General features: G+C 69.0%; 20 protein-coding genes. 13 read left to right on the top strand and 7 right to left on the bottom strand.

The annotated features are described in order from the left end of the window. Positions 1-35 precede the first annotated feature (35 nt). The 3 genes from JOF29_RS29100 (at position 36) to JOF29_RS29090 (ending at position 2593) form a co-directional block, all read left to right on the top strand. A complete protein-coding gene (locus JOF29_RS29100) occupies positions 36-620 on the top strand; it encodes a TetR/AcrR family transcriptional regulator (protein WP_209697595.1) in 585 nt (194 codons plus the stop codon). A gap of 84 nt (positions 621-704) precedes the next feature. After that, complete coding sequence (locus JOF29_RS29095) at positions 705-1583, top strand: S1 family peptidase (protein ID WP_245359567.1); 879 nt, start codon at positions 705-707, stop codon at positions 1581-1583. Between the two features lie 125 nt (positions 1584-1708). Then, positions 1709-2593, top strand: a complete 885-nt coding sequence (locus tag JOF29_RS29090; RefSeq protein ID WP_209697593.1) for a S1 family peptidase — start codon at positions 1709-1711, stop codon at positions 2591-2593. A 48-nt stretch (positions 2594-2641) separates the two neighbouring features. On the opposite strand, the gene JOF29_RS29085 is transcribed toward JOF29_RS29090, so the two are convergent. Genes JOF29_RS29085 through cysS form a run of 4 tightly spaced genes read right to left on the bottom strand, consistent with a single transcriptional unit; the run spans position 2642 to position 5774 of the window. Beyond that, complete coding sequence (locus tag JOF29_RS29085) at positions 2642-3046, bottom strand: type II toxin-antitoxin system VapC family toxin (RefSeq protein WP_209697592.1); 405 nt, start codon at positions 3044-3046, stop codon at positions 2642-2644. Beyond that, positions 3043-3324, bottom strand: a complete 282-nt coding sequence (locus JOF29_RS29080; protein ID WP_209697591.1) for a type II toxin-antitoxin system Phd/YefM family antitoxin — start codon at positions 3322-3324, stop codon at positions 3043-3045. The genes JOF29_RS29085 and JOF29_RS29080 overlap by 4 nt, the downstream gene beginning before the upstream one ends. A gap of 52 nt (positions 3325-3376) precedes the next feature. Continuing rightward, positions 3377-4342 carry a 23S rRNA (guanosine(2251)-2'-O)-methyltransferase RlmB gene (gene rlmB / locus JOF29_RS29075; RefSeq protein ID WP_209697590.1) on the bottom strand — a complete coding sequence of 322 codons (966 nt, stop codon included), beginning with the start codon at positions 4340-4342 and terminating at the stop codon, positions 3377-3379. Position 4343: 1 nt separating this feature from the next. Continuing rightward, the gene (gene cysS, locus JOF29_RS29070) at positions 4344-5774 is read right to left on the bottom strand and encodes a cysteine--tRNA ligase (RefSeq protein ID WP_209697589.1); all 1431 of its coding nucleotides are present in this window, start codon (positions 5772-5774) and stop codon (positions 4344-4346) included. Between the two features lie 74 nt (positions 5775-5848). Between cysS and JOF29_RS29065 the strand changes: the two genes are divergently transcribed. From JOF29_RS29065 to JOF29_RS29050, 4 genes are all read left to right on the top strand, one after another. Then, positions 5849-7033 carry a neutral zinc metallopeptidase gene (locus JOF29_RS29065; RefSeq protein ID WP_209697588.1) on the top strand — a complete coding sequence of 395 codons (1185 nt, stop codon included), beginning with the start codon at positions 5849-5851 and terminating at the stop codon, positions 7031-7033. Between the two features lie 102 nt (positions 7034-7135). Next, positions 7136-7957, top strand: a complete 822-nt coding sequence (locus JOF29_RS29060; protein WP_307863753.1) for a lysozyme — start codon at positions 7136-7138, stop codon at positions 7955-7957. Between the two features lie 31 nt (positions 7958-7988). Beyond that, the gene (locus tag JOF29_RS29055) at positions 7989-8546 is read left to right on the top strand and encodes a GNAT family N-acetyltransferase (RefSeq protein ID WP_209697587.1); all 558 of its coding nucleotides are present in this window, start codon (positions 7989-7991) and stop codon (positions 8544-8546) included. Between the two features lie 61 nt (positions 8547-8607). Next, entirely contained in the window at positions 8608-9918 is a 1311-nt protein-coding gene (locus tag JOF29_RS29050) for a C39 family peptidase (protein WP_245359565.1), read from the top strand. A 62-nt stretch (positions 9919-9980) separates the two neighbouring features. Here JOF29_RS29050 and JOF29_RS29045 read toward each other — a convergent pair whose 3' ends face one another. After that, a complete protein-coding gene (locus JOF29_RS29045; RefSeq protein WP_209697586.1) occupies positions 9981-11684 on the bottom strand; it encodes a DUF2207 domain-containing protein in 1704 nt (567 codons plus the stop codon). 130 nt (positions 11685-11814) lie between these two features. Here JOF29_RS29045 and JOF29_RS45590 point away from each other — a divergent pair, with 130 nt between their 5' ends. Next, positions 11815-13140, top strand: coding sequence for a neutral zinc metallopeptidase (locus JOF29_RS45590; protein WP_307863752.1), 1326 nt, complete (start codon positions 11815-11817; stop codon positions 13138-13140). 3085 nt (positions 13141-16225) lie between these two features. Continuing rightward, entirely contained in the window at positions 16226-17233 is a 1008-nt protein-coding gene (locus JOF29_RS29035; RefSeq protein ID WP_209697585.1) for a neutral zinc metallopeptidase, read from the top strand. A gap of 336 nt (positions 17234-17569) precedes the next feature. On the opposite strand, the gene JOF29_RS29030 is transcribed toward JOF29_RS29035, so the two are convergent. Then, positions 17570-19279 (bottom strand): DUF2207 domain-containing protein, encoded by a 1710-nt coding sequence (locus JOF29_RS29030; RefSeq protein WP_209697584.1) that lies wholly within the window; start codon positions 19277-19279, stop codon positions 17570-17572. Positions 19280-19358: 79 nt separating this feature from the next. Here JOF29_RS29030 and JOF29_RS29025 point away from each other — a divergent pair, with 79 nt between their 5' ends. From JOF29_RS29025 to JOF29_RS29010, 4 genes are all read left to right on the top strand, one after another. Further along, on the top strand, positions 19359-20480 hold the full coding sequence (locus JOF29_RS29025) for a neutral zinc metallopeptidase (protein ID WP_209697583.1): 1122 nt from the start codon (positions 19359-19361) through the stop codon (positions 20478-20480). Position 20481: 1 nt separating this feature from the next. After that, positions 20482-21159, top strand: a complete 678-nt coding sequence (locus JOF29_RS29020) for a DUF3558 family protein (RefSeq protein ID WP_209697582.1) — start codon at positions 20482-20484, stop codon at positions 21157-21159. A gap of 7 nt (positions 21160-21166) precedes the next feature. Next, positions 21167-21562 (top strand): hypothetical protein, encoded by a 396-nt coding sequence (locus tag JOF29_RS29015; protein ID WP_209697581.1) that lies wholly within the window; start codon positions 21167-21169, stop codon positions 21560-21562. Positions 21563-21745: 183 nt separating this feature from the next. Further along, positions 21746-22189 (top strand): hypothetical protein, encoded by a 444-nt coding sequence (locus tag JOF29_RS29010; RefSeq protein ID WP_209697580.1) that lies wholly within the window; start codon positions 21746-21748, stop codon positions 22187-22189. Between the two features lie 68 nt (positions 22190-22257). On the opposite strand, the gene JOF29_RS29005 is transcribed toward JOF29_RS29010, so the two are convergent. Then, positions 22258-23178, bottom strand: a complete 921-nt coding sequence (locus JOF29_RS29005) for an AraC family transcriptional regulator (protein WP_209697579.1) — start codon at positions 23176-23178, stop codon at positions 22258-22260. Positions 23179-23184 lie beyond the last annotated feature (6 nt).

Below are 23184 nucleotides of genomic sequence, written 5' to 3'. Positions count from 1 at the left end.
GCACCTACCTGAGTATCGTTCTATGCTGTCTCGATATGACAACAGTCGTTCCGGGCCGACGTACCCGCCGGCAGTCCGAGCTGCTGGACCGACTCCTGTCCCTGTTCCTCGAGCAAGGGTTCAGCCGGTTCACGCTGGACGACCTGGCCGCCGAGCTGCGCTGCAGCAAGACGACCCTGTACGCGTTGGCGCCGAGCAAGGAACAGCTCGCCGTCGAGGTGGTCAAGCACTACTTCAAGAATGCCACCGCCCAGGTGGAGTCCGCGGTCGTCCGGCAGACCCGGCACGACCGGCGGATCGCGGCCTACCTCGGCGCGGTCGCGGACGCGCTCCGGCCGGCCAGCCGGACCTTCCTCGACGACGTGGCGACGTTCGCGCCGGCGCGGTCGGTGTACGAGCGGAACACCCGGATCGCCGCCGAGCGGGTCCGGCAGCTGATCGAGGACGGCATCAACCACAAGACGTTCCGGCAGGTCGACATCGCGTTCGCGGCCGAGATGATCGCGCACACCATGCAGGCGATCCAGCGCGGCGACATCGCCCGCCGTACCGGCCTGAACGACGCCGAGGCGTACCGCGAACTAGCCTCCTTCGTCCTGCACTCCCTGCGCCTCGACTGAACCGACCATCCCCTTAGGGTGGGAAACCGTCCTCTTGCTGCCATCTCGTGCATCAGAGCCGTACGCCCCGGAAGGCTGATGACCATGAAATCTCTCCGACGAACTGCGGCCGTGGTGGCGGCCGCCGCGCTCGCCCTCACCGCCGCCGCGCCGGCCGGGGCTGATCCGGTGCAGCCGCCTCGGCTGTCCGCCAAGGCGATCACCGCCACTCTGAACGACCAGATCCACACCGCGGGTACGGCGTGGTTGACGAAGCCGGACGGCACCGTCGTGGTGTCGTACGACTCCACGGTCACCGGTACGAAGCTGACCGAGCTGACCGGCCTGGCCAAGCAGCTCGGTACCAACGTGAAGATGGAGAAGCTGCCCGGCAAGCTGCAGAAGTACATCAGCGGCGGCATGGCGACGTTCGGCGGCAACTACAAGTGCTCGGTCGGCTTCAACGTGCAACGGCGCGGGAAGTACTACTTCCTCACCGCGGGCCACTGCGGTGTCGACGCTGCCCGCTGGTACCAGGACCAGGCGCACAAGGTCTACACCGGCGCGGTCTGGAACGCCACGTACCCGTACCACGACTACTCGCTGGTCGTGTACCGGACCGACATCAAGACGAAGCCGCCGGGCGGCAGCGTGTACCTGTACAACGGCCGCTCGCAGGACATCACCAAGGCGATGAACCCGGGCCTCAACCAGCTGGTGTACCGCTCCGGCGCCACCAGCGGGCTGCACAGCGGCCGGGTCACCGGGCTGAACGCCACGGTGAACTACGGCGACGGCCGTGTGGTCGGCCTGATCCAGACCAGCGTCTGCGCCGAGCCGGGCGACTCCGGCGGCCCGCTGTTCTACCGGCAGTACGCCTTCGGGCTGACGTCCGGTGGTTCCGGTGACTGCACACAGGGTGGCGTGACGTACTTCCAGCCGGTCGTGCAGGCGCTGAACGCGTACGGGGTCTACATCTACTGAGCGGAGGTTTCCCCTACGCTCCGAGATTGCCTGAATACTCACTGAGATTATGGGTAGGACTCGTCACGGTTGAAGTCAAGGACGCCCCGCCCCGAAGGCGTCCTCATCGTGAGGAGGCTGAAACCGTGAACCTGTCCCCATTACGCCGTACCACCGCTCTCCTGGCCGCGGCCGGGCTTGCCGCCGCCGGACTTCTGGCAACGCAGGCCTCGGCCGCACCGGTCAACCCGGCCACTCTTTCCGCAGCCGCGATCACATCCACGCTGAGCGAGGACGCGACGATCCCGGGTACCGCGTGGGAGACCGCTCCCGACGGCCGGATCATCGTTTCGTACGACAACACCGTCACCGGTGCCAAGCTGGCGCAGCTGACGGGCGTGACCAAGCAGTTCGGCAGCCGGATCAAGCTCGAGAAGATGTCCGGCAAGCTGACCAAGTTCATCGCCGGCGGCGACGCCATCTACGGCGGGCAGTACCGCTGCTCGCTCGGCTTCAACGTCCGCAGCGGCAGCACGTACTACTTCCTGACCGCGGGCCACTGCGGCAACATCGCATCCAGCTGGTACTCGAACTCCGCCAAGACCACGCTGCTCGGGACGACGTACGACTCGAGCTTCCCGGGCAACGACTACGCGATCGTGCAGTACAGCGCGTCGTACACGAACCACCCCGGAACGGTGGACCTGTACAACGGCTCCTCGCAGGACATCACGTCCGCCGGCAACGCGTCCGTCGGCCAGGCGGTCAAGCGCAGCGGTAGCACCACCGGCGTCCACAGCGGCACCGTCACCGGCCTGAACGCCACGGTGAACTACGCCGAAGGCACCGTCAGCGGCCTGATCAAGACCAACGTCTGCGCCGAAGGCGGCGACTCCGGCGGCGCCCTCTTCGCCGGCACCGTAGCCCTCGGTCTGACCTCCGGCGGCTCCGGCAACTGCACCTCCGGCGGCACCACCTACTTCCAGCCCGTCACCGAAGCCCTCTCCCGCTACGGCGTGAGCGTCTACTGATCCAGCAAACTGCGCCCCGGGCCACCCGGCCCGGGGCGCCGTCAGCTGTCAGACCGGCGACAGCACCGGAAACCCGAGTTCCTCAGCCGCCGCACTCAGCTCCTTGTCGTAGGTAACGAACTCCGACAGCTCCGGGCGGAACGGTTCGGCGCTCGCCAGATGAATCGCATCAAGCGAGCCCAGCTTCGCCGTCCGGTAAGCCATTGCCCGACCGAGCACTGTCGAGGTGAGGTCCGCGAGGTACACACCGCGAACCGCTTGCGCCGCGAAGTACGGCACTCGCTGGTGGTCCACCCCTGCACCTAGCAACGTACGCGTGATCTCCAGGCTCGCCAGCTCACTGGTCACCAGCTCGGTATCCGCGGACAACCCGGAGCGCCAAGCACGGAGGGCGGCCGACTCGGCCTCCGGTTTGATGAACTTCAGCAACGCGCAGGAATCCAGGTAGATCACCTGCGCCGCTCCTTGTCCCGATCCTCGATCAGCAGGTCGGACAGGCTGCCGACCTCGGGCGCCAGTTCCAGCATCAGGTCCGGCATCCCGAGCTCTGCAGGCGGCGTCACCTCGCCGGAGTCCAGCAGGTGCTGCAGGACACCCGGCCACGCGTCCTCGGGAACCAACCGAAGCACCGGACGACCTCTGTCGGTCACGACGATCGTCTCGCCGGCCCGCACCCGCGCCACCGCCTTCGACGGGTTCTGGTTGAGCTCCCGCAGTCCGATCGTTCTCATACCACCACCGATGTAACTACATCATGTAGCTACATCAAGGTCGCTGCTCGATTCAGCTCGCGCGGCGGCGGGAGATCTCGTAGAGGGTGACGCCGGCGGCGATGCCGGCGTTGAGGGATTCGGTGGCGCTGGTCATCGGGATCGAGACGATCAGGTCGCAGTTCTCGCGGACCAGGCGGGCCAGGCCTTTGCCCTCGGAGCCGATCACCAGGACGACGGGCTCGGTGGCGGCCTCGAACTCGGGGAGCTCGACCTCACCGTTCATGTCCAGGCCGATCACCAGCAGACCGGCGTCCTTGTAGGACTTGAGCGCCCGGTTCAGGTTGCCGGCCCGGGCGACCGGGATCCGGGCCGCGGCGCCCGCCGACGTCTTCCACGCCGACGCCGACATCGACGCCGTACGGCGTTCCGGTACGACGACACCGTGGGCGCCGAACGCGGCCGCCGACCGCGTGATCGCGCCGAGGTTGCGCGGGTCCGTGACGCCGTCGAGCGCGACGATCAGCGGCACCTCCTTCGCGTCGTACGCCCGCTGCAGCAGGTCGTCGGGGTGCGCGTACTCGTACGGTGGGATCTGCAGCGCGACACCCTGGTGCGAGCCGCCTGCGGTGACCCGGTCCAGCTCGGACCGCGGCACCTCGAGCACGGAGACGCCGGTCTCGACCGCGACCAGCAGCGCCTCGCGCAGCCGGGCGTCCCGTTCGGTGCCTTCGGCAACATGGAGCGCGGAGGCCGGGACGCCGGCCCGGAGCGCCTCGACGACCGGATTCCGCCCGTACACCCACTCGACCGTCGAGTCGGCGTCCTTGCGCGCCGGACGCCTGGTGCGCTGGTCGCGTTCCTTCGAGCGCTCGGCCGCCTTCGCCCGCTTGTGCGCGGGGTGCTTGACCCGGTCCACCGCCTTCGGCGTCGGGCCCTTGCCCTCGAGACCGCGGCGGACCCGGCCGCCGGAACCGGCCGTCGGGTTGCCCCGCGGCTTCTTCCGGATGGCTCCCTTGCGCTGGCTGCTGCCTGGCACGTCAGTTTCCTTCGTCAGTAGTTGCCGCGAGAGACCAGCGGGGTCCCTGCGGAGTGTCCTCGACGACGACGCCGAGTGCCTTCAGCCGATCGCGCACCGCGTCGGCGGCGGCGTAGTCCTTCCGCTGGCGGGCTGCCTGGCGCTGCTCGAGGAGGGCCTTCACCAGCCCGTCGACGACCTCGGTCAGCTCATCACTGCCACCGGTCCGCGACACCCACGGCTCGGCCAACGGGTCCAGCCCGAGCACGCCGAGCATCCCGCGCACCGAGGCGAGCGCCTCGCGCAACGCCGCGGAGTCGCCGTCCGCGACCAGCTTGTTCCCGTCGCGGACGGTGTTGTGCAGCACGGCGATCGCGGCCGGCGTACCGAGGTCGTCGTCCATCGCGGCGACGAAGTCCGACGGCAGCCCGGCCGCCGGCTCGACTGCGCCGGTCACCTCGGTGGCCCGGTCCACGAAACCCTCGAGCCGCTGGAAGCTCTTCGCGGCCTCGTCGAGCGCCTCGAACGAGAACTCGACGACCGACCGGTAGTGCGACTGCACGAGGTAGTAGCGCAGCTCGATCGGGCGCACCCGCTCGACCACGTTCCGCACGACGGCGCTGTTGCCCATCGACTTCGACATCTTCTCGCCGGCCGTGGTGACCAGCGCGTTGTGCATCCAGAACCGGGCGAACTTCTGCCCGACCGCGGTCGACTGGGCCAGCTCGTTCTCGTGGTGCGGGAACCGCAGGTCCAGCCCGCCGCCGTGGATGTCGAACTCGTCGCCGAGGTACTTCCCGGCCATCGCGGAGCACTCCAGGTGCCAGCCCGGGCGGCCGCGGCCCCACGGCGTCGGCCACGAGGCGGTCCGCGGGGTGCCCTCGACGTACCCCTTCCAGAGCGCGAAGTCGCGGGGGTCACGCTTGCCGCGCGGGTCCGCGTCCTCGGCGGCTTCCATGTCGTCGATCTTCTGGTGCGAGAGCGCGCCGTACTCCGGCCAGGAGCGGACGTCGAAGTAGACGTCGCCGGACCCGTCGGGCGCGACGTACGCATGGCCGCGGTCGATCAGCTGCTCGATCATCTCGACCATCTCCGGGATGTGCCCGGTGGCGCGCGGCTCGTACGTCGGCGGGCGGCAGCCGAGCACGTCGTACGCCCAGTGCAGCTCGCGCTCGAACTCGTAGGCGTGCGCCCACCACGGGATGCCGCGCTCGGCGGACTTGGCGAGGATCTTGTCCTCGATGTCCGTGACGTTCGCGATCACGGTCACCTCGTAGCCGGAGCGCTCCAGCCAGCGGCGCAGGACGTCGAAGACCACTTCCTTGTAGATGTGCCCGACGTGCGGGGCACCCTGCACCGTCAGCCCGCAGTGGTAGATCCCGACCTTGCCCGGATGGACCGGCTCGAAATCCCTCGCTGCTGCCGTTGCGGTGTCGTACAAGCGAAGTGTCACCGGTCAAGGGTAACGGGAAGTGGCACTGACCCTTGACAAGATATCCACAGCACATCTCCGGGAGGACGGGTCAGTTGTCGAACCAAGGGCCGTACGGGCCGCCGCCAGGGCAGTACCCACCGCCACAGCAGTACGTCGGCCCGCAGCAGCACGCCGGTCCGCCGCAGCAGTACGCCGGTCCCCCGCAGTACCCGGGTGGGCCTCAGTACGGCCCGCCGCCCGGCCCGCCGAACTGGGGACCGCCGCAGGGCCGTGGTTTCGGGTTCAGCCCGCCGCCTCCCAAGAAGAAGAGCAAGGCAGTCTTCGTCGTCGTACCGCTGGTCGTGCTGTTCGGCGCCGTCGGCCTGTTCCTGGTGAGCGCGATCCTCAAGCACAACGGGCACGACACCTACACCCAACCGCAGCCGACTGCGACCGAGTACCCGACCGAACCCGCGACGACGTCCGCCCCGGCGACCACCCGCCCGACGCAGCCGGCCAGGACCACGACGACGACCGAGCCGAGCACGACCCGGACCACCCCAACCGGCCCGTCCGACCTCGACCTGGTTGCCCGGAACAAGATCTACCGGTCCGGCGTGATGTCCACGGTGAACTGCAGGGAGTCGGGCGCCCGCCCGAGCTCCGCGGCGAACGCCCGCAAGTACTACACGAACCTGATCTCCTGCCTGGTCCGCGCCTGGCCGAAGCAGGTACGGCTGGCGGGCGGACGCTTCGTCCCGCCGAACCTGGTCGCGTTCAGCGGCTCCGCGACGAGCCCCTGCGGCGGCAGCGCGCCGAGCTCCTTCTACTGCAGCTCGAACCGCACCATCTACATGGACGCCGGATCCGACATCAAGTACTACCAGCAGTACAGCAACAACAGCTACGCGATGGCCTGGGTCCGCGCCGAGATGACCGACACGGTGGCGCACGAGTTCGGGCACCACGTACAGAACATGGTGGGCATCCTGCAGGCCGACAGCAACCTCCGGTACGAGTATTCCGGGGACAAGTCGCTGGAGATGAGCCGCCGGCTGGAGATCCAGGCGACCTGCTTCGGCAACGTGTTCATGGGGTCGAACAGGAGCAGCTACAGGATCTCCGGGGCGTTCAAGAGCCAGCTCGACTACCTGCACTCGCACCAGGGCGACGAGTACGGCACGCAGCGCGACCACGGCAGCCGGGCGATCATCCCGCGCTGGGCGGACGCCGGGTTCAGTACCCGGAGCCCGCGGGGGTGCAACACGTTCACGGCGTCACCGACGTACGTCCGGTAAATGATCACCAAACAGAAGGAGTAAAGGGTTGATTTCCTCCGAAACTGGGTAATAACCCCGCCGAGCGCTTTGTCCGCCCCTCATATCGCTCTGGAGGAAACCGTGAAGTCCGCCCTTTTCACGGGTGCCGCCGTAACCCTTGGCCTGTTGATGGCCTCGGTCGGCTCCGCCCAAGCAAGCTCCATCCACCAGCCAACCACGCAGGCCCGCCAGCACGGAATCACCCTTGCCGGCGGCGGCTACATGGGCTGGACGAACACCAAGACCAGCAGCACAGCCGCCACGCCGGCCGTGCTGGCACCGGCCGCCACCGTCGAAGGTATCGACGTGGCCAGCTACCAGGGCAACGTCGACTGGGCCGGTCAGTGGAACGCCGGGAAGCGGTTCGCCTACACGAAGGCGACCGAAGGCAACTACTACACGAACCCGTACTTCGCCCAGCAGTACAACGGGTCCTACAACGTCGGGATGATCCGCGGCGCCTACCACTTCGCCACGCCGAACGACTCCAGCGGTGCGAACCAGGCGACGTACTTCCTGGCGCACGGCGGTGGCTGGTCCAAGGACGGCAAGACGCTGCCGGGTGCCCTCGACATCGAGTACAACCCGTACGGCGCCACCTGCTACGGGCTGAGCGCGGCCTCCATGGTCAGCTGGATCCGCGACTTCGCCAACACCTACAAGGCGACGACCGGCCGGGACGTGCCGATCTACACGAACCTGGACTGGTGGAGCCGCTGCACCGGTAACAGCAGCGCCTTCAACTCGACGAACCCGCTGTGGGTGGCGAAGTACGCCTCCTCCCCGGGCACGCTGCCGGGCGGCTGGCCGTTCCACACCATCTGGCAGTACAGCTCGACGCCTATCGACCAGGACCGGTTCAACGGCGACTACAGCCGACTGCAGGCACTGGCCAACGGCTAAAGGGGTTGCGGCGGTCGCTTAGTCTCGATCGATGAGCTACTCGCTGCCGATCGAGACCGACCGCCTGATCCTTCGACGCTACGTCGAGACCGACTACGACGACCTGCTGAAGCTGCAGTCCAACCCGGACGTCACCCGGTTCCTGCTGTACGACGTACGGACGCCTGAGCAGGTCAAGGAGGCCCTCACCGGCCGGCTGGCCGATGTCCCGATGGACGTAGACGGTCAAGCGCTCACCGTCGCCGTGATCCTGCGGGACACCGGCCGGCACCTGGGTGAGGTCACGCTGTTCCTGAACAGCACCGAGCAGCGCACCGGCGAGATCGGGTACGTCTTCCACCCGGAGTCGCACGGCCACGGGTACGCCGCGGAGGCTTCCGTGGAGCTGCTGCGCCTCGGATTCGAGGAGCTCGGCCTGCACCGCATCATCGCCCGGCTGGACGCCCGCAACACCGGCTCGGTGAAGCTGTTGCAGCGGCTCGGGCTGCGCCAGGAGGCGCATTTCGTGCAGAACGAGTACCTGAAGGGCGAGTGGACCGATGAACTGGTCTTCGCGATGCTCTACACCGAGTGGGACGACCGCTCGTAAATTTCTTGCCGCGGCACGCCGACGCCATGACAGCAACTGCCGAGGCGTCTACCGTCGATTCATGACTGTGCTGATGCCGGGTCATGGGGCCCGTTCCATTACCGCTCTGATGCTGGGGGTGGCCGTGCTCAGTGCCGGCACGTTGCCGAGCCAGGCCGTCAAGGTTGCTCCGGCGCGCGAGATCGCGTACCGGAGCTGGACGTCGACCGCGGACTTCCTGGCCGGCGAGCCGTCCGGTACGACGGTCTCCGACGGCGCCCTTACGTTCGGTACGTCGACCGGCACCACGTCGTACGTCGACCCGTTCGGCGACGGCACCGCGAAGTCCTACGACCGGACGAGCTGGGTGTCGCCGCACGTCAGCACCGGCTTCGGGCTGACCGAACTGGTCGCGTCCTGGAACGCCACCACCCCGCCCGGCACCTGGGTCGAGGTGTCGATGGCCGGTACGACGAACCTCGGCACGACCACCAAGTGGTACGTGCTCGGTCGCTGGTCCGGCGGCGACGACACCGGCGCCGGCGACATCCACCGGACCTCGGTGCCGAGCCAGGGCGACGCCGACGGATCCGTTGCCGTCGACACCTTTCAGGCCGCGACCGGCAAGTGGCTGGACCGCTGGCAGCTGAAGGTCACGCTGTACCGGCTGAGCGGTACGACGACGTCCCCCGTGGTCCGCTCCGTCGGCGCGATGGCGTCCCGGCTGCCGTCCGACAAGAAGGTTGCCGTCAGCCCCCTCGGCGGCGCGGAGGGCATCACGCTCGACGTACCGACGTACTCGCAGGAGACCCACGTCGGCCACTACCCGCAGTGGGACGGCGGCGGTGAGGCGTGGTGCTCGGCGACCTCGACCGCGATGGTCCTCGACTACTGGGGCGCCGGCCCGACGCGGGCCGAGACGTCCTGGGTCGACCCGTCCGATCCGGATCCGCAAGTGGACCACTCGGCGCGTTCGGTGTTCGACTACTCGTACGACGGGGCGGGCAACTGGCCGTTCAACACGGCGTACGCCGGCTCCCGCGGAGTGGACGCGTTCGTCACGCGGCTGCGGTCGCTGACCGAGGCGGAGCGGTTCATCAAGGCCGGGATCCCGCTGATCGCGTCGCTGTCGTTCAAGAAGGGCGACCTGCCTGGCGCGGGGTACGGGACGAACGGGCACCTGATGGTGATCGTCGGGTTCGACCAGGCCGGCAACGTGGTCGTCAACGACCCGGCGTCGCACCTGATCGCCAGCGACGACCAGGTGCGTACGACGTACGACCGGACCGCGTTCGAGAACGCGTGGGTGCCGCACTCGGGCGGACTGGTCTACGTGATCCACCCGGAGAACACGCCCCTCCCCGCACCCGCTGACCCGCAACACAACTGGTGAAACGACAACGTCCGAAGATCTGTGGCCTACAGCCCTCAGATCTTCGGACGTTGTGAGCGTTGTCAGCGGTCGAACAGTGCGCCGGTCAGGTTCGTGGTGAGGTTGCGGAGCGAGTCCGGCAGGTACTGCAGGTGCCAGCCGCTCGGGCCGCGGTACCAGGGGAAGCCTTCGTCCTCCACGCCCGGCGTGGTGTCGGTGGCAACCAGTGCGTCGATCCAGCGGCTCGAGCCGCCGAGCACGACGGCGTACGGCAGCGCCCGCGAGCACAGGTCGACCGCCTGGTCGGCCGGGAGCTCGCTGACGTCCATCTCCAGCAGCTCACCGCGGATCGCGGCGACCTGACCGAGCACACGGCCGGCGGCCGGGGCCTTGGCCGGCATGTAGCGGCCGACCACCAGCAGCCCGACGCCGATCAGCGTGATCGCGATGCCCAGCAGACCCCAGGTCGACACCAGCGCCAGCAGCACGGTCGCGACCACACCGACCACGGTGGTCCCGATCCCGATCGTCGCCCACAGCGAGCGGGTCCGGTCCGGGCGCTCGGTGAACCAGCCGCGCTTCACGACACCGTCGTACAGCGCGTCCTGGACCTGCTCGAGACCGGCGCGGACCTGCTTGCCGAGCTCGGAGACCAGTACCGAGTCGGCGTCGCCGAAGATCGCCCGGATCAGGACGTTCTCGTACCGGTGCAGCTCCTCGGCCGGCGCGTTGGCGACCCGGCGGAGCTCCCAGTCGGCGCGGGCGAACTCGCTGCGCTTGTCCAGCTCGGTGATCGTGATGTGGCCGCGGACCGCGAGGTCGATGATCGTCGCTGTCACGTCGACCGGGTCGATCCGCTCGTCGATCAGCGTGCCGACCTCACCGGGCCGCAGGTCGGACGGCGGCGTGAAGTCGATCCGCGCGTCGGTGCCAAGACTGAACAGCGACGCCGGGACGACGCGCCGCGGGTCCACCTGGTCGCGACCGCGGAGCCGGTACAGGACGCCGAGCGCGATGGCGCCGAGCAGCAGCAGAAGCAGGGCGGTGATCAGCTGCGCGGCGTCGGTGGAGAAGGCGCGCTTGAACGTGTGCCGGTACTCGACGATCGTGTTCGCCGCGATCTGGTCCTTCGGGAAGCCGACGATCATCCGGACCGTGTTGCCCGGCGGCAGCGCGGTCTGCTTGAACGTCGGGCCGGAGGTCTCGCCGAGCTGCGCCAGCGAACACGGGACGTTGCTGTCCACCGGGCCCGCGAAACAGGCCACGTGCGTGACGTCCGGGACGCTGAAGACCGTGTTCACCTCCTGCACCGGGATGCTGATCCCGGTGAGCGGCGCGAACTGCACCTCGGTGCCGTCCAGGGTCTTCGACACCGCGCCCTTCACCGTGTACGTGAAGTCGAGCTGCGTCGTACTGCTGGTCACGTCCGGTACGGCGATCGACGTGACGTCGCCGTCCGTCTTCACCTCGGTCTTCTTGTCCTGGCCGCCGGCCTTGACCTGCAGGTCACCGATCTCCTGGACGTGATCGATGTCGTTGTCGAGGTGGTCACGGGTCACGACGAACCGGGTGAAGGTCCCGTTCACGTTGCTCAGCTTCCAGGTCTCCGATACCCGGAGGAGGCCGTCACGCTCGACCCGGACCTGACTGTCGTAGTTGGTGACCACCGGGTCGGCGGTCGCGCTGCTTCCGGCGGCTGCGCCGGAAGCGGCCGCGCCCGCGGGGACAGCGGACAGGCCGAGCAGGCCGAGGGCACAGAGGGATAGCCCGAGGAGACGTAGACGCATCGCCCAATCACACCGTAGAGAGAGGGTCAGGTTGACACCGGGCACCCTAGCGTCTGGCGGGTGTCAGGCAACCAACGGGGCACCCCGACCGCTGCCGAAGTTGAGCCCGCACTCCGGTAGCGTCGCGGACGTGTCAGGCAACCAATGGGGACCACCGCCCGGTCAGCAGTACCCACCGCAGCAGCCACAGCAGCCGTGGCAGCAGGGGCCTGGGTACGGCGGAACACCGTCGCCCGGGCGGCCGCCGCAAGGTCCTCAGCAAGGCCCGCCGTACCAAGGGCCCCCGCAGGGACCGCCGTACCAAGGGCCTCCGCAGGGACCGCCGCGACAAGGACCTCCTGGTTACCCAGGGCAACCGTTTCCGGGGCAGCCGTTCCACGGGCAGGGACAGCCGCCGCAGCAGCAGTTCGGCTGGGGCGCCCCGCCCGGCGGACCACAGCCGCCGAAGAAGAAGGGCCGCGGCGCACTGATCGCCGTACTGGTCGTGCTCGGCGTGCTGGTGATCGGCGGTACGGCGCTGAAGGCGCTCTCGTCGGCGCTGAAGGGCGGCGGCGACCCGTCGTCCGAGCCGAGCGTCACGACGACGTACAGCCCGACCCAGCCCACGGAACCGACCGAGGCGCCGTCGACCCGGGGTGTGCCGACCACCACACAGCCCACGAGGCAGCCGACCCGTCCTACGGCCAGCCGGCAGACGACGACCACGACGCCGACGACGACCAAGTCCGGTCCGACCGACAGTGACCTGGTGGTCAAGAACAGCCTGTACAAGGCCGGTGTGATGTCGTCGGTGCACTGCAGGGAGTCGGGCGCACGGCCGAACAGCGCGGCCGGCGCCAGGGCGAACTACAACAACCTGCTGGCCTGTCTGAACAAGGCGTGGGCCCCCGTTGTCGCCAAGGCCGGAGGACGGTTCCGGGCGCCGCACGTGATCACGTTCAGCGGGTCGGTGTCGTCACCATGCGGTACGCACGTGGACTCGAACCCGCCGTTCTTCTGCGGTACGAACGACACCATCTACATGAACCTCACCGAGGACACCGGCAACTACAACCGGTACCCGCAGAGCTACCAGAAGGTGTGGGCGCGGATGTGGATGCTGCACCAGATGGCCCACGAGTACGGGCACCACGTACAGAACAACATGGGAATCCTGCAGGCGTACGCGCGGATCCGCTACGAGCGGCCGAACTACGCGATGGAACTCCAGGACAGCCGTCGGCTCGAACTCCAGGCGTCGTGCTTCTCGGACATCTTCATCGGCGCGAACCGGAGCAGCTACCCGGTCACCGGGCAGTCCCAGGTCCAATGGCGCTGGCTGATCGGTCACACCACCGACCTGAACAACGACCACGGCGACGCCAACAACCACCAGTACTGGGCCCTGCGCGGCTACAACGGCCGCGACCCACGCGTCTGCAACACCTGGGCCGCCTCGGCCGGCAAGGTCCAGTGAGAACACGGTCCGATCACTCCTGGCAACCGACTGGCCGAACTAGCTAGCCTGGTTGGTCCGGATCGCGCAAAGTATGTGCCGGGGGAGGCGGCTTCGACGCCCCACCAACGAGCTACGCCAAGCAAGGTCGTGAGGAGCATCGATGTCGGACAACAGGAACCAGCCCCCGGGGAGCGACCCGGCTGACCCCCAGCCGGACCGCCCACAGGAGCCCGTTCCCGCCCACCCCACCCCCGCGGGCCCAACCTCAGCCCCGGCCACCTCGGACCCGAGCACATCCGGCTCAGAGAAATCCGACCCGAGCACATCCGATCCGGGCACATCCGGCCTGGGCACATCCGGCCCGGGCACATCCGGCCCGGGCACATCCGGCCCGGGCACATCCGGCCCGGGCACATCTGGCCCGGGCACATCCGATCCCGCCGGCCCAGACACGCCCGGCCCCGGCGGCGCGAGCAGGCCCGGGAGCTACGGCCCTGGGCAGGGCGGCTTCGCCTCCGGCAACGCACGCGCCTCCGGCTCGACCGGCCAAGGCATCTCCGGCCCCGGCGGTCCGAGCAACTCCGCCCCCGGCGGACCGGGCGGCTACGGCTCCGGTCAGCACAACTCCGGCACCCCCGCCCAGCACGTCCGCACCTCCGGCGGCTCCGTCCCAGGCGGTCCCAGGAGCACAGGTACGGGCGGCCCCGGCGCCGCAGGTACGGGCGCTCCCGGCAGCGCCGGTGCGGGTGGTCCTGGCGCAGGCGGTCCGGGCAGCACGGGCTCCGGCCGTCCGGGTGGGCCTGGTGGTTCCGGTTCCGGTGGTTACGGTGCTGGTCCGGTGCAAGGCGGCTCTGCAGGTCCTGGACAGTCGGGCGCCGGGCAGTCGGGTGCTGGGCGATCGGGTGCTGCGCAGTCGGGTGCTGGGCAGGGTTCTGAGCAAGGTTCTGGGGAGAGCTGGTTTTCCCGGCGTGGGCCTGAGGCGAGCGGTTCGGGTGCGGCCGGTCAGGATGGCTCCAGTGGTGCTGGTGGTGCTGGTGGCGGGCAGGGTTCGTCCGGTGGGTGGTTCGGGGCGCGGGACAACGACCGCGGGCCGCAAGCACCTGCTTCCGGCGATGGTCAGCCGGGTGCCGGCGAAGGTCAGTCCTCCGGCTGGTGGAGCGGCGACAACGAGGCCAAGCGCGAGTTCGAGAGCCCGGGTCAGTCCGACGCCCCCGCCAACAACTGGTTCGACGGCGGCTGGGACCCCAACCGCCGAGAACACCCCGACCAGCCGGACACCATCCAGCCCCCAGGCAGCCGCCCCACCTCCACCCCCGGCCAAGGCGCCCCCAGGCCAGGCCAGCCCGCCCCAGGCCAGTACGCCCCGGGCCAGTACGGTCCCGGCCAGCAAGCTCCCAGCCGGCCCAACTCCGACCCATTCAGCCCAGCTCTGCCCGGCCCAGCTCAGTCCGGTCCAGGCCAACCCGGCTCCGGGCAGTTCAGCTCCGGTCAACCCGGCCCACGTCAACCCGGCTCAGGTCAACCCGGCTCAGGTCAACCTGGCCCAGGTCAACCCGGCTCAGGGCAGTTCGGCTCCGCGCGGTCAGGCCCAGGTCAGACTGGTCCCGGTCCGTCAAGTTCTGAGCAGTTCGGCTCTGGCCAGTCGGGCCAGAGCCAGTCCGGACCAGGGCAGTTTGGTACCGGCCCGTCCAGCCCAGGTGAGTCAGGCGCAGGTCAGCGCGGCTCCGGGCAGCTCAGCTCGGGGCAGTTCGGCTCGGGGCAGTTCGGCTCGGGGCAGTCCGGGCCGAGCCCCTTTGGTGCTGGTGCGTCTGGTCGGGGTCAGGGTGGTTCTGAGCAGTTCGGTGCTGGTCAGCCTGGCTGGGGTCAGCCGGGGGCCGGCAACCTCGACTCCAACCGGCCCGGTGCTGGTCAGCCCGGTCCCGGTCAGCCCGGTCCCGGTCAGCCCGGTCCCGGTCAGCCGGGCTCCGGTCAGCCCGGCCCTGGGCAGCCGGGCCCCGGTCAGCCCGGCTCTGGGCAGGCTGGGTCTGGTTGGTTCGGTGGTGGGCAGGCGGGGGGTGAGCAGGAGGCTTGGCAGTCGAATCCGGACTGGGCTCCTTCCACGCCGTCGTGGTCGCAGGTTGAGCCGGGTTCGGGTGAGTCTGGGTCGGCTTCCTCCGAGTTGTGGCAGCCGAACCAGGGGCAGTCCGGAGCCGGTAGCCCGGATCCGTGGCAGTCGCGGCCGTCTTGGTCTGAGCCGCCTGAGTCCGGTGCAGGTCAGTCGCAGGAGGGTTCGGCCGCCTCCGGTACGTCGTCTGCCAGCAGCTCCCGTACGTCGGAGGGCGGCACGTCAGGTACTACGCGGGACGGCTCGTACGCGGACGGGTCCGGGCAGCAGAAGTCCCCGTGGGCGTCGCAGTCCGATGAGACGCACGGCGGCAGCTCGCAGGGCGGCGGCTCGCAGGCGGGTGGGATGTGGGGCGGTAGCCCGCAGGGCGGCGGCTCGCAGACGGGGCCTGCGGTGGGCGGCAGCTCGCAGGCGGGCAGCTCGTCGGCGGGGCAGGCGCTCGGCGGTAGCTCCCAGGGCGATGGTGCGCTCGGCGGTCGCTCCCAGAGCGATGGTGCGCTCGGCGGTAGCTCCCAGAGCGATGGTGCGCACGGTGGTGGCTCCCAGGGCGGCTCGCGCGGCGGTGCCTCGCAGGGTGGTGAGGCGGGGGGTTCTTGGGGGAGTCAGTCTTGGACCTTGCAGACTGGTGGGGCGGCCGGGCAGTCGGAGTCGAGTGCCTGGCAGGCTTCGCCTTCGCAGCAAGGGCCTCGGCAGCAGGCGGGGCCGCATTCTGAGGGGTCTTATCTGTGGGGGGCGCAGGGGAATCAGGAGCAGCAGCCGGCTTCGCCGTGGAGTAATGCGCTGCCGCCCCAGAACCAGCAGGGCGGCGGGCGGCACTCCGCACCGCAGGGCGCGCAGTCGGCGCAGGCCGGGTGGTCCGGGCAAGCCGGTCAGTCGGGGCAGGGTGGGCAGGGTGCTCACGGTGGGCAACCCGGGCTGGGTGTGCAGGGTGGGCAGGGTGCGCCGGGCTCTCAGGGTGGGCAGGGTGCGCCGGGCTCTCAGGGTGGGCAGGTTGGGCCTATGGGGCAGCGGGTGCAGCAGGCGCCTACCTGGCAGTATCCGCCGATTCCCATTCCGCAGCCGCCGGGTGGGCGGCGGAGGCGGAAGAAGAAGCTCACGCGGCCGTTGCTGATCGGGATTGTTGCGCTGGCAGTGCTCGTACTGGGGACCGGTATCACGTTGATCGTGCGGAGCGTCGGTGGTGGTGATGCGGAGGCGAAGCAGACGCCGTCGGTGCCCGCTTCGGAGTCGCCTTCGCAGTCGCCTTCGCCGAGTCCGTCTTCGCCGTCGCCGTCCGGGCCGCGTGGGCCGACGGTCGACGAGGTGGTGAAGGGGAGCCGGCTCTACACGATCGGCCCGGTGGCTGCGTCGAAGTGTGCGGAGCCGCCGTTCGCGCCGGTCACTGTCGCGGCTGCGCAGCAGTACTACAACCGGCTGCTGCCGTGCCTCAACCACACGTGGTGGCTGGCGATGAAGAAGGCCAACCTGCCGTTCCGCAACCCGAAGGCGGTCGTGTACGTCGGCAAGCTGTCGTCGCCGTGCGGGATCCAGCGCAGCGCACGGGCGGCGTACTGCCTGGCGAACGAGACCATCTACCTGCCGTTCACGGTCGACAACGTGAACTACACGAAGAACCCGGTCTACGCCCGGGCGGTCATGCTGAACACGTTCGCCCACGAGTACGGGCACCACGTGCAGAAGCTGAGCGGGATCCTCGCCTCGTCGCTGAGCCGGCAGAAGAGCATGAACGCGACCCAGCAGCTGACCGAGAGCCGCCGGCGTGAGCTGCAGGCGACCTGCCTGGGCGCGGTCTACCTCGGCGCGAATGCGCCGTTCACCCCGATGTCCGGCCCGTTGCTGGCGAACTGGAAGATCCTGATCACGCACATGGGTGACGACTACGCGGTGCCGCGCGGGCACGACCACGGCAACCGGGTGAGCAACTACCAGTGGTCGGTTGCGGGCTACAACAGCAAGCAGCCCAACTCCTGCAACACCTTCACCGCAGCAGACCTCCGGGTCAGCTGACCTCCGGACACAACCAGAGGTTGACCTCTCACATTGTGCCTTCGCCCACTGCATGCCAGGGGCGAAGGCACAATCTCAGAGGCCAACCGGCTCTTGTGCTGGACGTGTGGGTCCGGAGGCGATCGGGGTTGGGGTGGATTGCCCGCCCGGAGTCTCCCCAACACCGCGTGGCGGGCTGTTCGTGTGCACGGTCGACAGGTAGAGCACCGGCGAGACACCGTACGCGCGATGCCGATCACGCTCAGGTGCACTACCTCACCGGTCGACACCTCCAGTTCAGATGGCACGCTCCCCGGTCGCTTCAGCGCCGAGGTCCTACCATCTACGGCATCGGGCTCAACCGAACAGCCGTCGCGCGTTGCTCAACGAGCCGCCGAACGACGTGACGAAGTTGCTGAGCGACTCGCCGATGTTCGAAAGGTGCCAGTTCTCCGGGCCGGAGTACCAGCCGATGCCCTCGTCCGGGTCGTCGTCGTCATCGGTGGCGGCGATCTCCAGCGCCCACTTCTCGGTCAGCCCGAGTACGGCGGCGTACGGCAGGCACCGGGACGCGAACTCGAGCCGGCTGCCCTGCGGCAGGTCCGCGGAGGTCTCGTTGGCCAGGTAGTGCTGCAGGCCGAACACCCGGCCCAGTACGGCGGCACCGCGCGCCGTGCGGGCCGGTGCGGCCTGGCCGACCAGTGCGAGCACCAGACCGGCCGCCATCACCGCGAACCCGACCAGGGCGAACTTGCTGACGACGGCGAGCACGATGGTCAGTACGACGCCCGCACCGAGCAGCACCACGCCGGCCGTGGTCCAGCGGTTCCGTACGGCGTCCGGGCGGTTGTTGAACCAGCCCTGCGTGACGACATCGGAGTACAGCTGCTCCCGGACCAGGTTGAGCCGCGGCCGCAGCGAGTGCCCGAGGGCCGACACGAGGACCGAGTCGCCGTCCGCGAACACCGCGTCCAGCAGCGACTTCTCGTACGCGAGTAGCTCCGGGCCGCCCGGGTGCAGCCGCTTGAGCTCCCAGTCCAGCTTGCCGAAGTGCGAGTCCCGCGGCTGCTCGACGATCGTCAGGTAGTTGCGTACGGCAAGGTCCAGCAGGGTCGCGGTGATGTCGACGACGTCGGCCGACTCGTCCACCACGGTGCCGACCTGGCCGGGCCGGATGCCGTCCGGCGCGGCGAACTGCGGTCCGTCGGCGCCGTCGAGCACCGGGCGCTCCGGCGCGCCGTGCCCGACCTTCGCGGCGTCCCGGCCGCGGAAGAACCACAGGCCGACCGCACCGAGCAGCCCGATGCCGAAGACGAGGATCGCGAGCCCGCCGGTGGTCGAGTCGACGGTGAAGGCCCGGCTGAGCGACCACGGGGTCGTGTACTTCGCGTTCGGCTGCACCGTGGCCTGGTCGCTCAGCCCGGTCAGGAACGTCACGCGCCCCGCCGCCGGTACGCCGTTCTGCTGGATCTCCAGCTCGGCGGACTCCCCCAGCTGAGACGTCGTACACGGCATGCTCGACCCGGTGCGGCCCGCGAAGCAGGTCACCCAGGTCGCGAACGGGATACTGATGTTCAGCTTGGCCTCGGGGATCGACACGCCGAAGCCCTGCACGACCGGCCAGCTCACCTCGCGACCGTCGACCGAGTCGGCGACCACGTTGTCCACGGTGTAGTTGTAGACGATCTGGGACTTCCCGGAGACGTTCAGCGTCAGCTTGCGGCCGTCGTCGACGCTCTGGTTCTGGAAGCCCTGCGCGGGCTGCCCGTTCACCGTCGCGGACACGTCCTTGATGTCGTACGTACGGTCGCGGTCGGCGTCGGCCCGGACCCGGGTCGCCAGCGTCCGGCTGAAGGTCGTACCGCCGGCGGCCAGGTCCACGGTCTCCTTGACCTGCAGCTGACCGGCCTTCGACAGGGTCACATCCGCGGTGTACGCCGTGATCTGGTCGTCCGCGGTCACGGCAGCCTGGGCGGACACCGGGCTGAGGGCAACGAACAGGACGGCGACCGGGGCGGTCAGGGAGATCAGGAGGGCAGCCGGGACGAGGCGGCGCTTCGGTGACATGGGTCGAGAGTAGTCTCGTGCCGGTTCGCGCAGCGAACCCGAGAGACCCGGTTACCCGACCACATGGAGGCCAAGAGCTGTGAGCAGCCCGTACGGCTACGGTGGCCAGCAACAGGGCCAGCCACAGGGCCGACCACAGGGCCGGGCGCTCGGCCCGCCACCTGGTGTCCTGCCGCCGCCGCAGTCCGCACCGTGGCCCCAGCAACAGGGTCAAACGCCGTACCAAGGTCAGCCGTACCAGGGCCAGCAGTACGGCGGCCCCGGCCACTTCACCGGGTTCCAGCCACCGCCCCGGCGGGACAGCTCGTTCCGGCTGGTGCTGCTCGGTTTCTCGCTACTGGTCGTGATCGGCGTCGCCGCAGCGATCATGGCGGTCCTGCTGTGGACCGGTGGCACGAGCTCCACCGCCGCCGGGCCTGTGGAGCCCAAGGTGACCGGTCCGTCGATCGTGCCGTCGCCGACCACCAACCCGCAGAAGGGGTCCGCCGAGGACTTCCTGCTGAACGCGGACGTCTACCACACCGGCCCGCTGGCGGAACAGAACTGCAAGGCGGCCGACCTCGGCAGCGGTGGTCTGGCCGCGCAGAAGGTCTACTACCAGCGCCTCTTCAAGTGCCTCAACGACGCCTGGCGCCCGGTCTTCCACGAGCTGGGGCAGGACAAGCCGGACCCGGGCCTGGTCGTCTTCGACAAGCCCGTGCAGACCGCGTGCGGCAACTTCGAGCCGCTGTCCGGACGGGTCCTGGCGTTCTACTGCTACGGCAACCATGTCATGTACGTCGATGTGAAGCAGATGGACAAGGCGTTCGGTCCCAAGGAAGACCTGGCGTACCTGATGACGATCGCGCACGAGTACGGCCACCATGTGCAAGGCGTCACCGGGCTGTTCTACGCGCGGGCCGCGTACTTGCAGGACCACCCGGACCAGAAGCTGGAGAGCTCGCGGCGGAACGAGTTGCAGGCCTCCTGTTTCGGCGGCGTGTTCAGCCGGGCTGTGGCGAAGTCGTACCCGTTGACCGATCGGCTGGCCGAGTTCAAGGAGCAGTCCAGCAACAGCTTCGGTGAGACGCCGGACACGCCGGAGGACGAGCGGACGCACGGTCTGGCGACCAGCCAGGGGTTCTGGATCCAGAACGGGTTCAACGTCGGCGCGAACAAGGCCTGTGACACCTTCGCGGTATCGGCGGACCTGGTGAAGTGAAGTGACGGCCCGCCTGATCGGGGGCCGCTACCTGTTGGGGGAACCGCTCGGCTCGGGCGGTATGGGCTCGGTCTGGCGTGCCCACGATCAGCAACTGGACCGTACGGTCGCGCTCAAGCGTGCGCACCCCGGTGTGGACGACCAGGACGGCCGCCGGCTGCGCCGTGAGGCCCGGACCGGTGCCCGGCTGCACGATCCCCATGTGGTGATGATCTTCGACGTGGTGTCCGACGGGGACGAGCACTGGCTGGTGCTGGAGTACCTGCCGTCACGGAGCTCGCTGGCGCACGTCGACGCTTGCACGTTGCTGGACAGCAAGGCGCTCAAGCTGATCCCCGGTGTCGACGCGTCGCAGCCGGACAGGTCCTTCGGCAACTCGAGGTGCGGCTGGGACAGTACGACGAGTGATCTCTCGGCGGACCTGTACTTCGACCGGGACCAGCCGGGCTCAACCGACCGGCAGCCGCTCAGGATAGGCGGGCGATCCGCGATCCTGTCGAACGAGAACGACGGCCCGGGGACCTGTGCGGTGGTGATCGTCTTCCGGACGTACGTCGACGCGAACGGGCAGGACGAGTTGGTGACCATGTCGGTCGCCGGCTCGGCAAAACCCGTCACGCTGTGCGGACTGGCGACGAAGCTGGCCGAGGCCGCCGCCCCGAAGCTCCCGAAGGCGTGACGTGGAGGTGATCCGCAGACTCCCTCAGGACCAGGCCAGCCTGGCAAGCGGCGTACCCGATGCACGCCCCGGGACCATCTTTGTGCTGAGCGTCGAGGGCGGTGTCAGCGCCGACCCCGGTGCGCACCGGATCCTGTTCGGGCGGAACCGCGCAGAGGTGCACGTGTCGGCCGGACAGGACGACCAGCGCGTCAGCCGCATGCACGGGTCCATCAGCTATCGCACCAGTCAGTGGTGGGTCGCAGTGACCGGGCGGCTCCCGGTGCGGTTCCCCCGCGAGCAGATGCTGTTCGGCGGCGAGGACCCGATGCCGCTCGCTGCCGGCTACACCCCGCTCTTCGTACAGGGCACCTGGTCTCGAACGTACGCACGAGGCTGTCGCGGGACGGCGTACCCGGGCTGACCCGTGAGGAGGTCGGCGAGCCTGTTGGCAACGCGTTGAACGACAACCCGTTCCGGGTGCTGTTGCTGACCACCACGCTGGTCCCGCGGGACCTGGAAGTGCTGGACGAGTGAGCTCGGGAGGGGTCCCCGGCGACCTGTCCTAGCTTCGCGGCGACACCCCCTCCACGCAGGAGTCCTCGCGATGTTCAAGCTCCTCATGGCCCTCACTCTGCTCGTCCCACTGCATGCCCACGCCTCCCCGGACCGGCTGGAGATCTCCTCCGGCGGTACGGCGACCAGCCCTAAGGTGTACGACGGCCACGGCCAGTCGGTCGGCGGGATCACCGTCGAGGCCGACAACGTCGTCGTACAGAACTACGTCCTCGAGGAGCCGGACGCGCCCGGCGTCGAGGTGACCGGCAACAACATCACGGTCTCGCACCTGACCATCACCGATCCGCAGGCCGGTGACGGCGACGGCAACACGTTCGCGGCCAAGCCCGGCAGGGTGGTCGGCCTGGCGATCAACTCCACGAACGCGACCATCGGCTCCAACAAGGTCAGCCCCGGCATCGAGTGCTACGTCGGCATCGACGACTCGTCCCGCACCGGCTACCGGGGCCTGAAGCCGGAGTGCGCCCCGTGACCCGCGACAACGCCGTCAACGTCCCCGTCTGACCACTACGTCCAGCAGGACCAGCCGGAGCTGGTGGCTCAGGCTGTTCGCCAGGTCGTCGGTGGCTGGTTGTAGATGCGTTTGAAGGCGACGCTGAACGCGAACGGATCCTCGTAGCCGACCTCGCGCGCAACCGTAGCCACGGTGTCCGTGGTTGTGCGCAGGCGATCCGCCGCGAGGGTCATGCGCCAGTTGGTCAGGTAGGTCAGAGGCGGTTGGCCTACGAGCTTCGAGAAGCGGGCGGCGAACGTAGCGCGAGAGAGACCGGCTTCAGCTGCCAGCTCTGCCACCGACCAACGGCGTGCAGGGTCCTCATGCATCAGGCGTAGCGCGTCACCGACGCCCTGCGCGGACAGTGCCTGATACCAGGACGGAAGCTGGACCTCCGCGCACCAAGCGCGCAGTGCCAGCACCAGTACGAAGTCCAGCAGCCTCCTGAGCACAGCGTCCTGCCCCGGCTCCTCACGGGCGATCTCCGTGGTCAGCAGATCCAGCGCGGGCCGTGTGTTCGGTGTCGCCGACACAACAGCAAGCTGAGGCAACAACGCGAGCACCCGTTCGCCCGCGCCGCCACGGAGGTCGTAGGCACCACGCACCATCGTCGTAGCTCCCGGCAGGCCGTCGCCGTACGTCCGCGGCGCCAGGTATTCCCGCCACTCCACCGGCTCCCCGCCGGCCGTGTGCTTCCGCCCACCGCGAATGACGTACGACGGCGGCGTCTCCGGATCGTCCGCGATCATGTAACTGCCGACCCCGGTGATCAACGCGATGTCCCCGGCCGCCAGCATCCGCGGTACGCCGTCGTCCAGCCGCAGGCAGGCGTTGCCACCGAGCGTCGCGACCACCGACAGCGACGGCACGTCGGCGTACGTCACGGACCACGGCTCGCTCGCGATGATCTGCCGGACCAGCGCATCCGTCGCCTGCGCCCGCTGCAGCAGGTCGCTCAACACGTCCACACCGTC

The organism is Kribbella aluminosa, assembly GCF_017876295.1.
GTDB classification, from domain to species: Bacteria; Actinomycetota; Actinomycetes; order Propionibacteriales; family Kribbellaceae; genus Kribbella; species Kribbella aluminosa.
This window is presented reverse-complemented; position numbering and strand designations above follow the sequence as displayed.

Coding starts and splice junctions, on each gene's coding strand:
- JOF29_RS29045 (WP_209697586.1), bottom strand. CDS start 11,684: ATGCGTCTACGTCTCCTCGGGCTATCCCTCTGTGCCCTCGGCCTGCTC.
- JOF29_RS29030 (WP_209697584.1), bottom strand. CDS start 19,279: ATGTCACCGAAGCGCCGCCTCGTCCCGGCTGCCCTCCTGATCTCCCTG.
- JOF29_RS29100 (WP_209697595.1), top strand. CDS start 36: ATGACAACAGTCGTTCCGGGCCGACGTACCCGCCGGCAGTCCGAGCTG.
- JOF29_RS29050 (WP_245359565.1), top strand. CDS start 8,608: ATGACTGTGCTGATGCCGGGTCATGGGGCCCGTTCCATTACCGCTCTG.
- JOF29_RS29080 (WP_209697591.1), bottom strand. CDS start 3,324: ATGAGAACGATCGGACTGCGGGAGCTCAACCAGAACCCGTCGAAGGCG.
- JOF29_RS29095 (WP_245359567.1), top strand. CDS start 705: ATGAAATCTCTCCGACGAACTGCGGCCGTGGTGGCGGCCGCCGCGCTC.
- JOF29_RS29010 (WP_209697580.1), top strand. CDS start 21,746: ATGTTCAAGCTCCTCATGGCCCTCACTCTGCTCGTCCCACTGCATGCC.
- JOF29_RS29055 (WP_209697587.1), top strand. CDS start 7,989: ATGAGCTACTCGCTGCCGATCGAGACCGACCGCCTGATCCTTCGACGC.
- JOF29_RS29035 (WP_209697585.1), top strand. CDS start 16,226: ATGGGGCAGCGGGTGCAGCAGGCGCCTACCTGGCAGTATCCGCCGATT.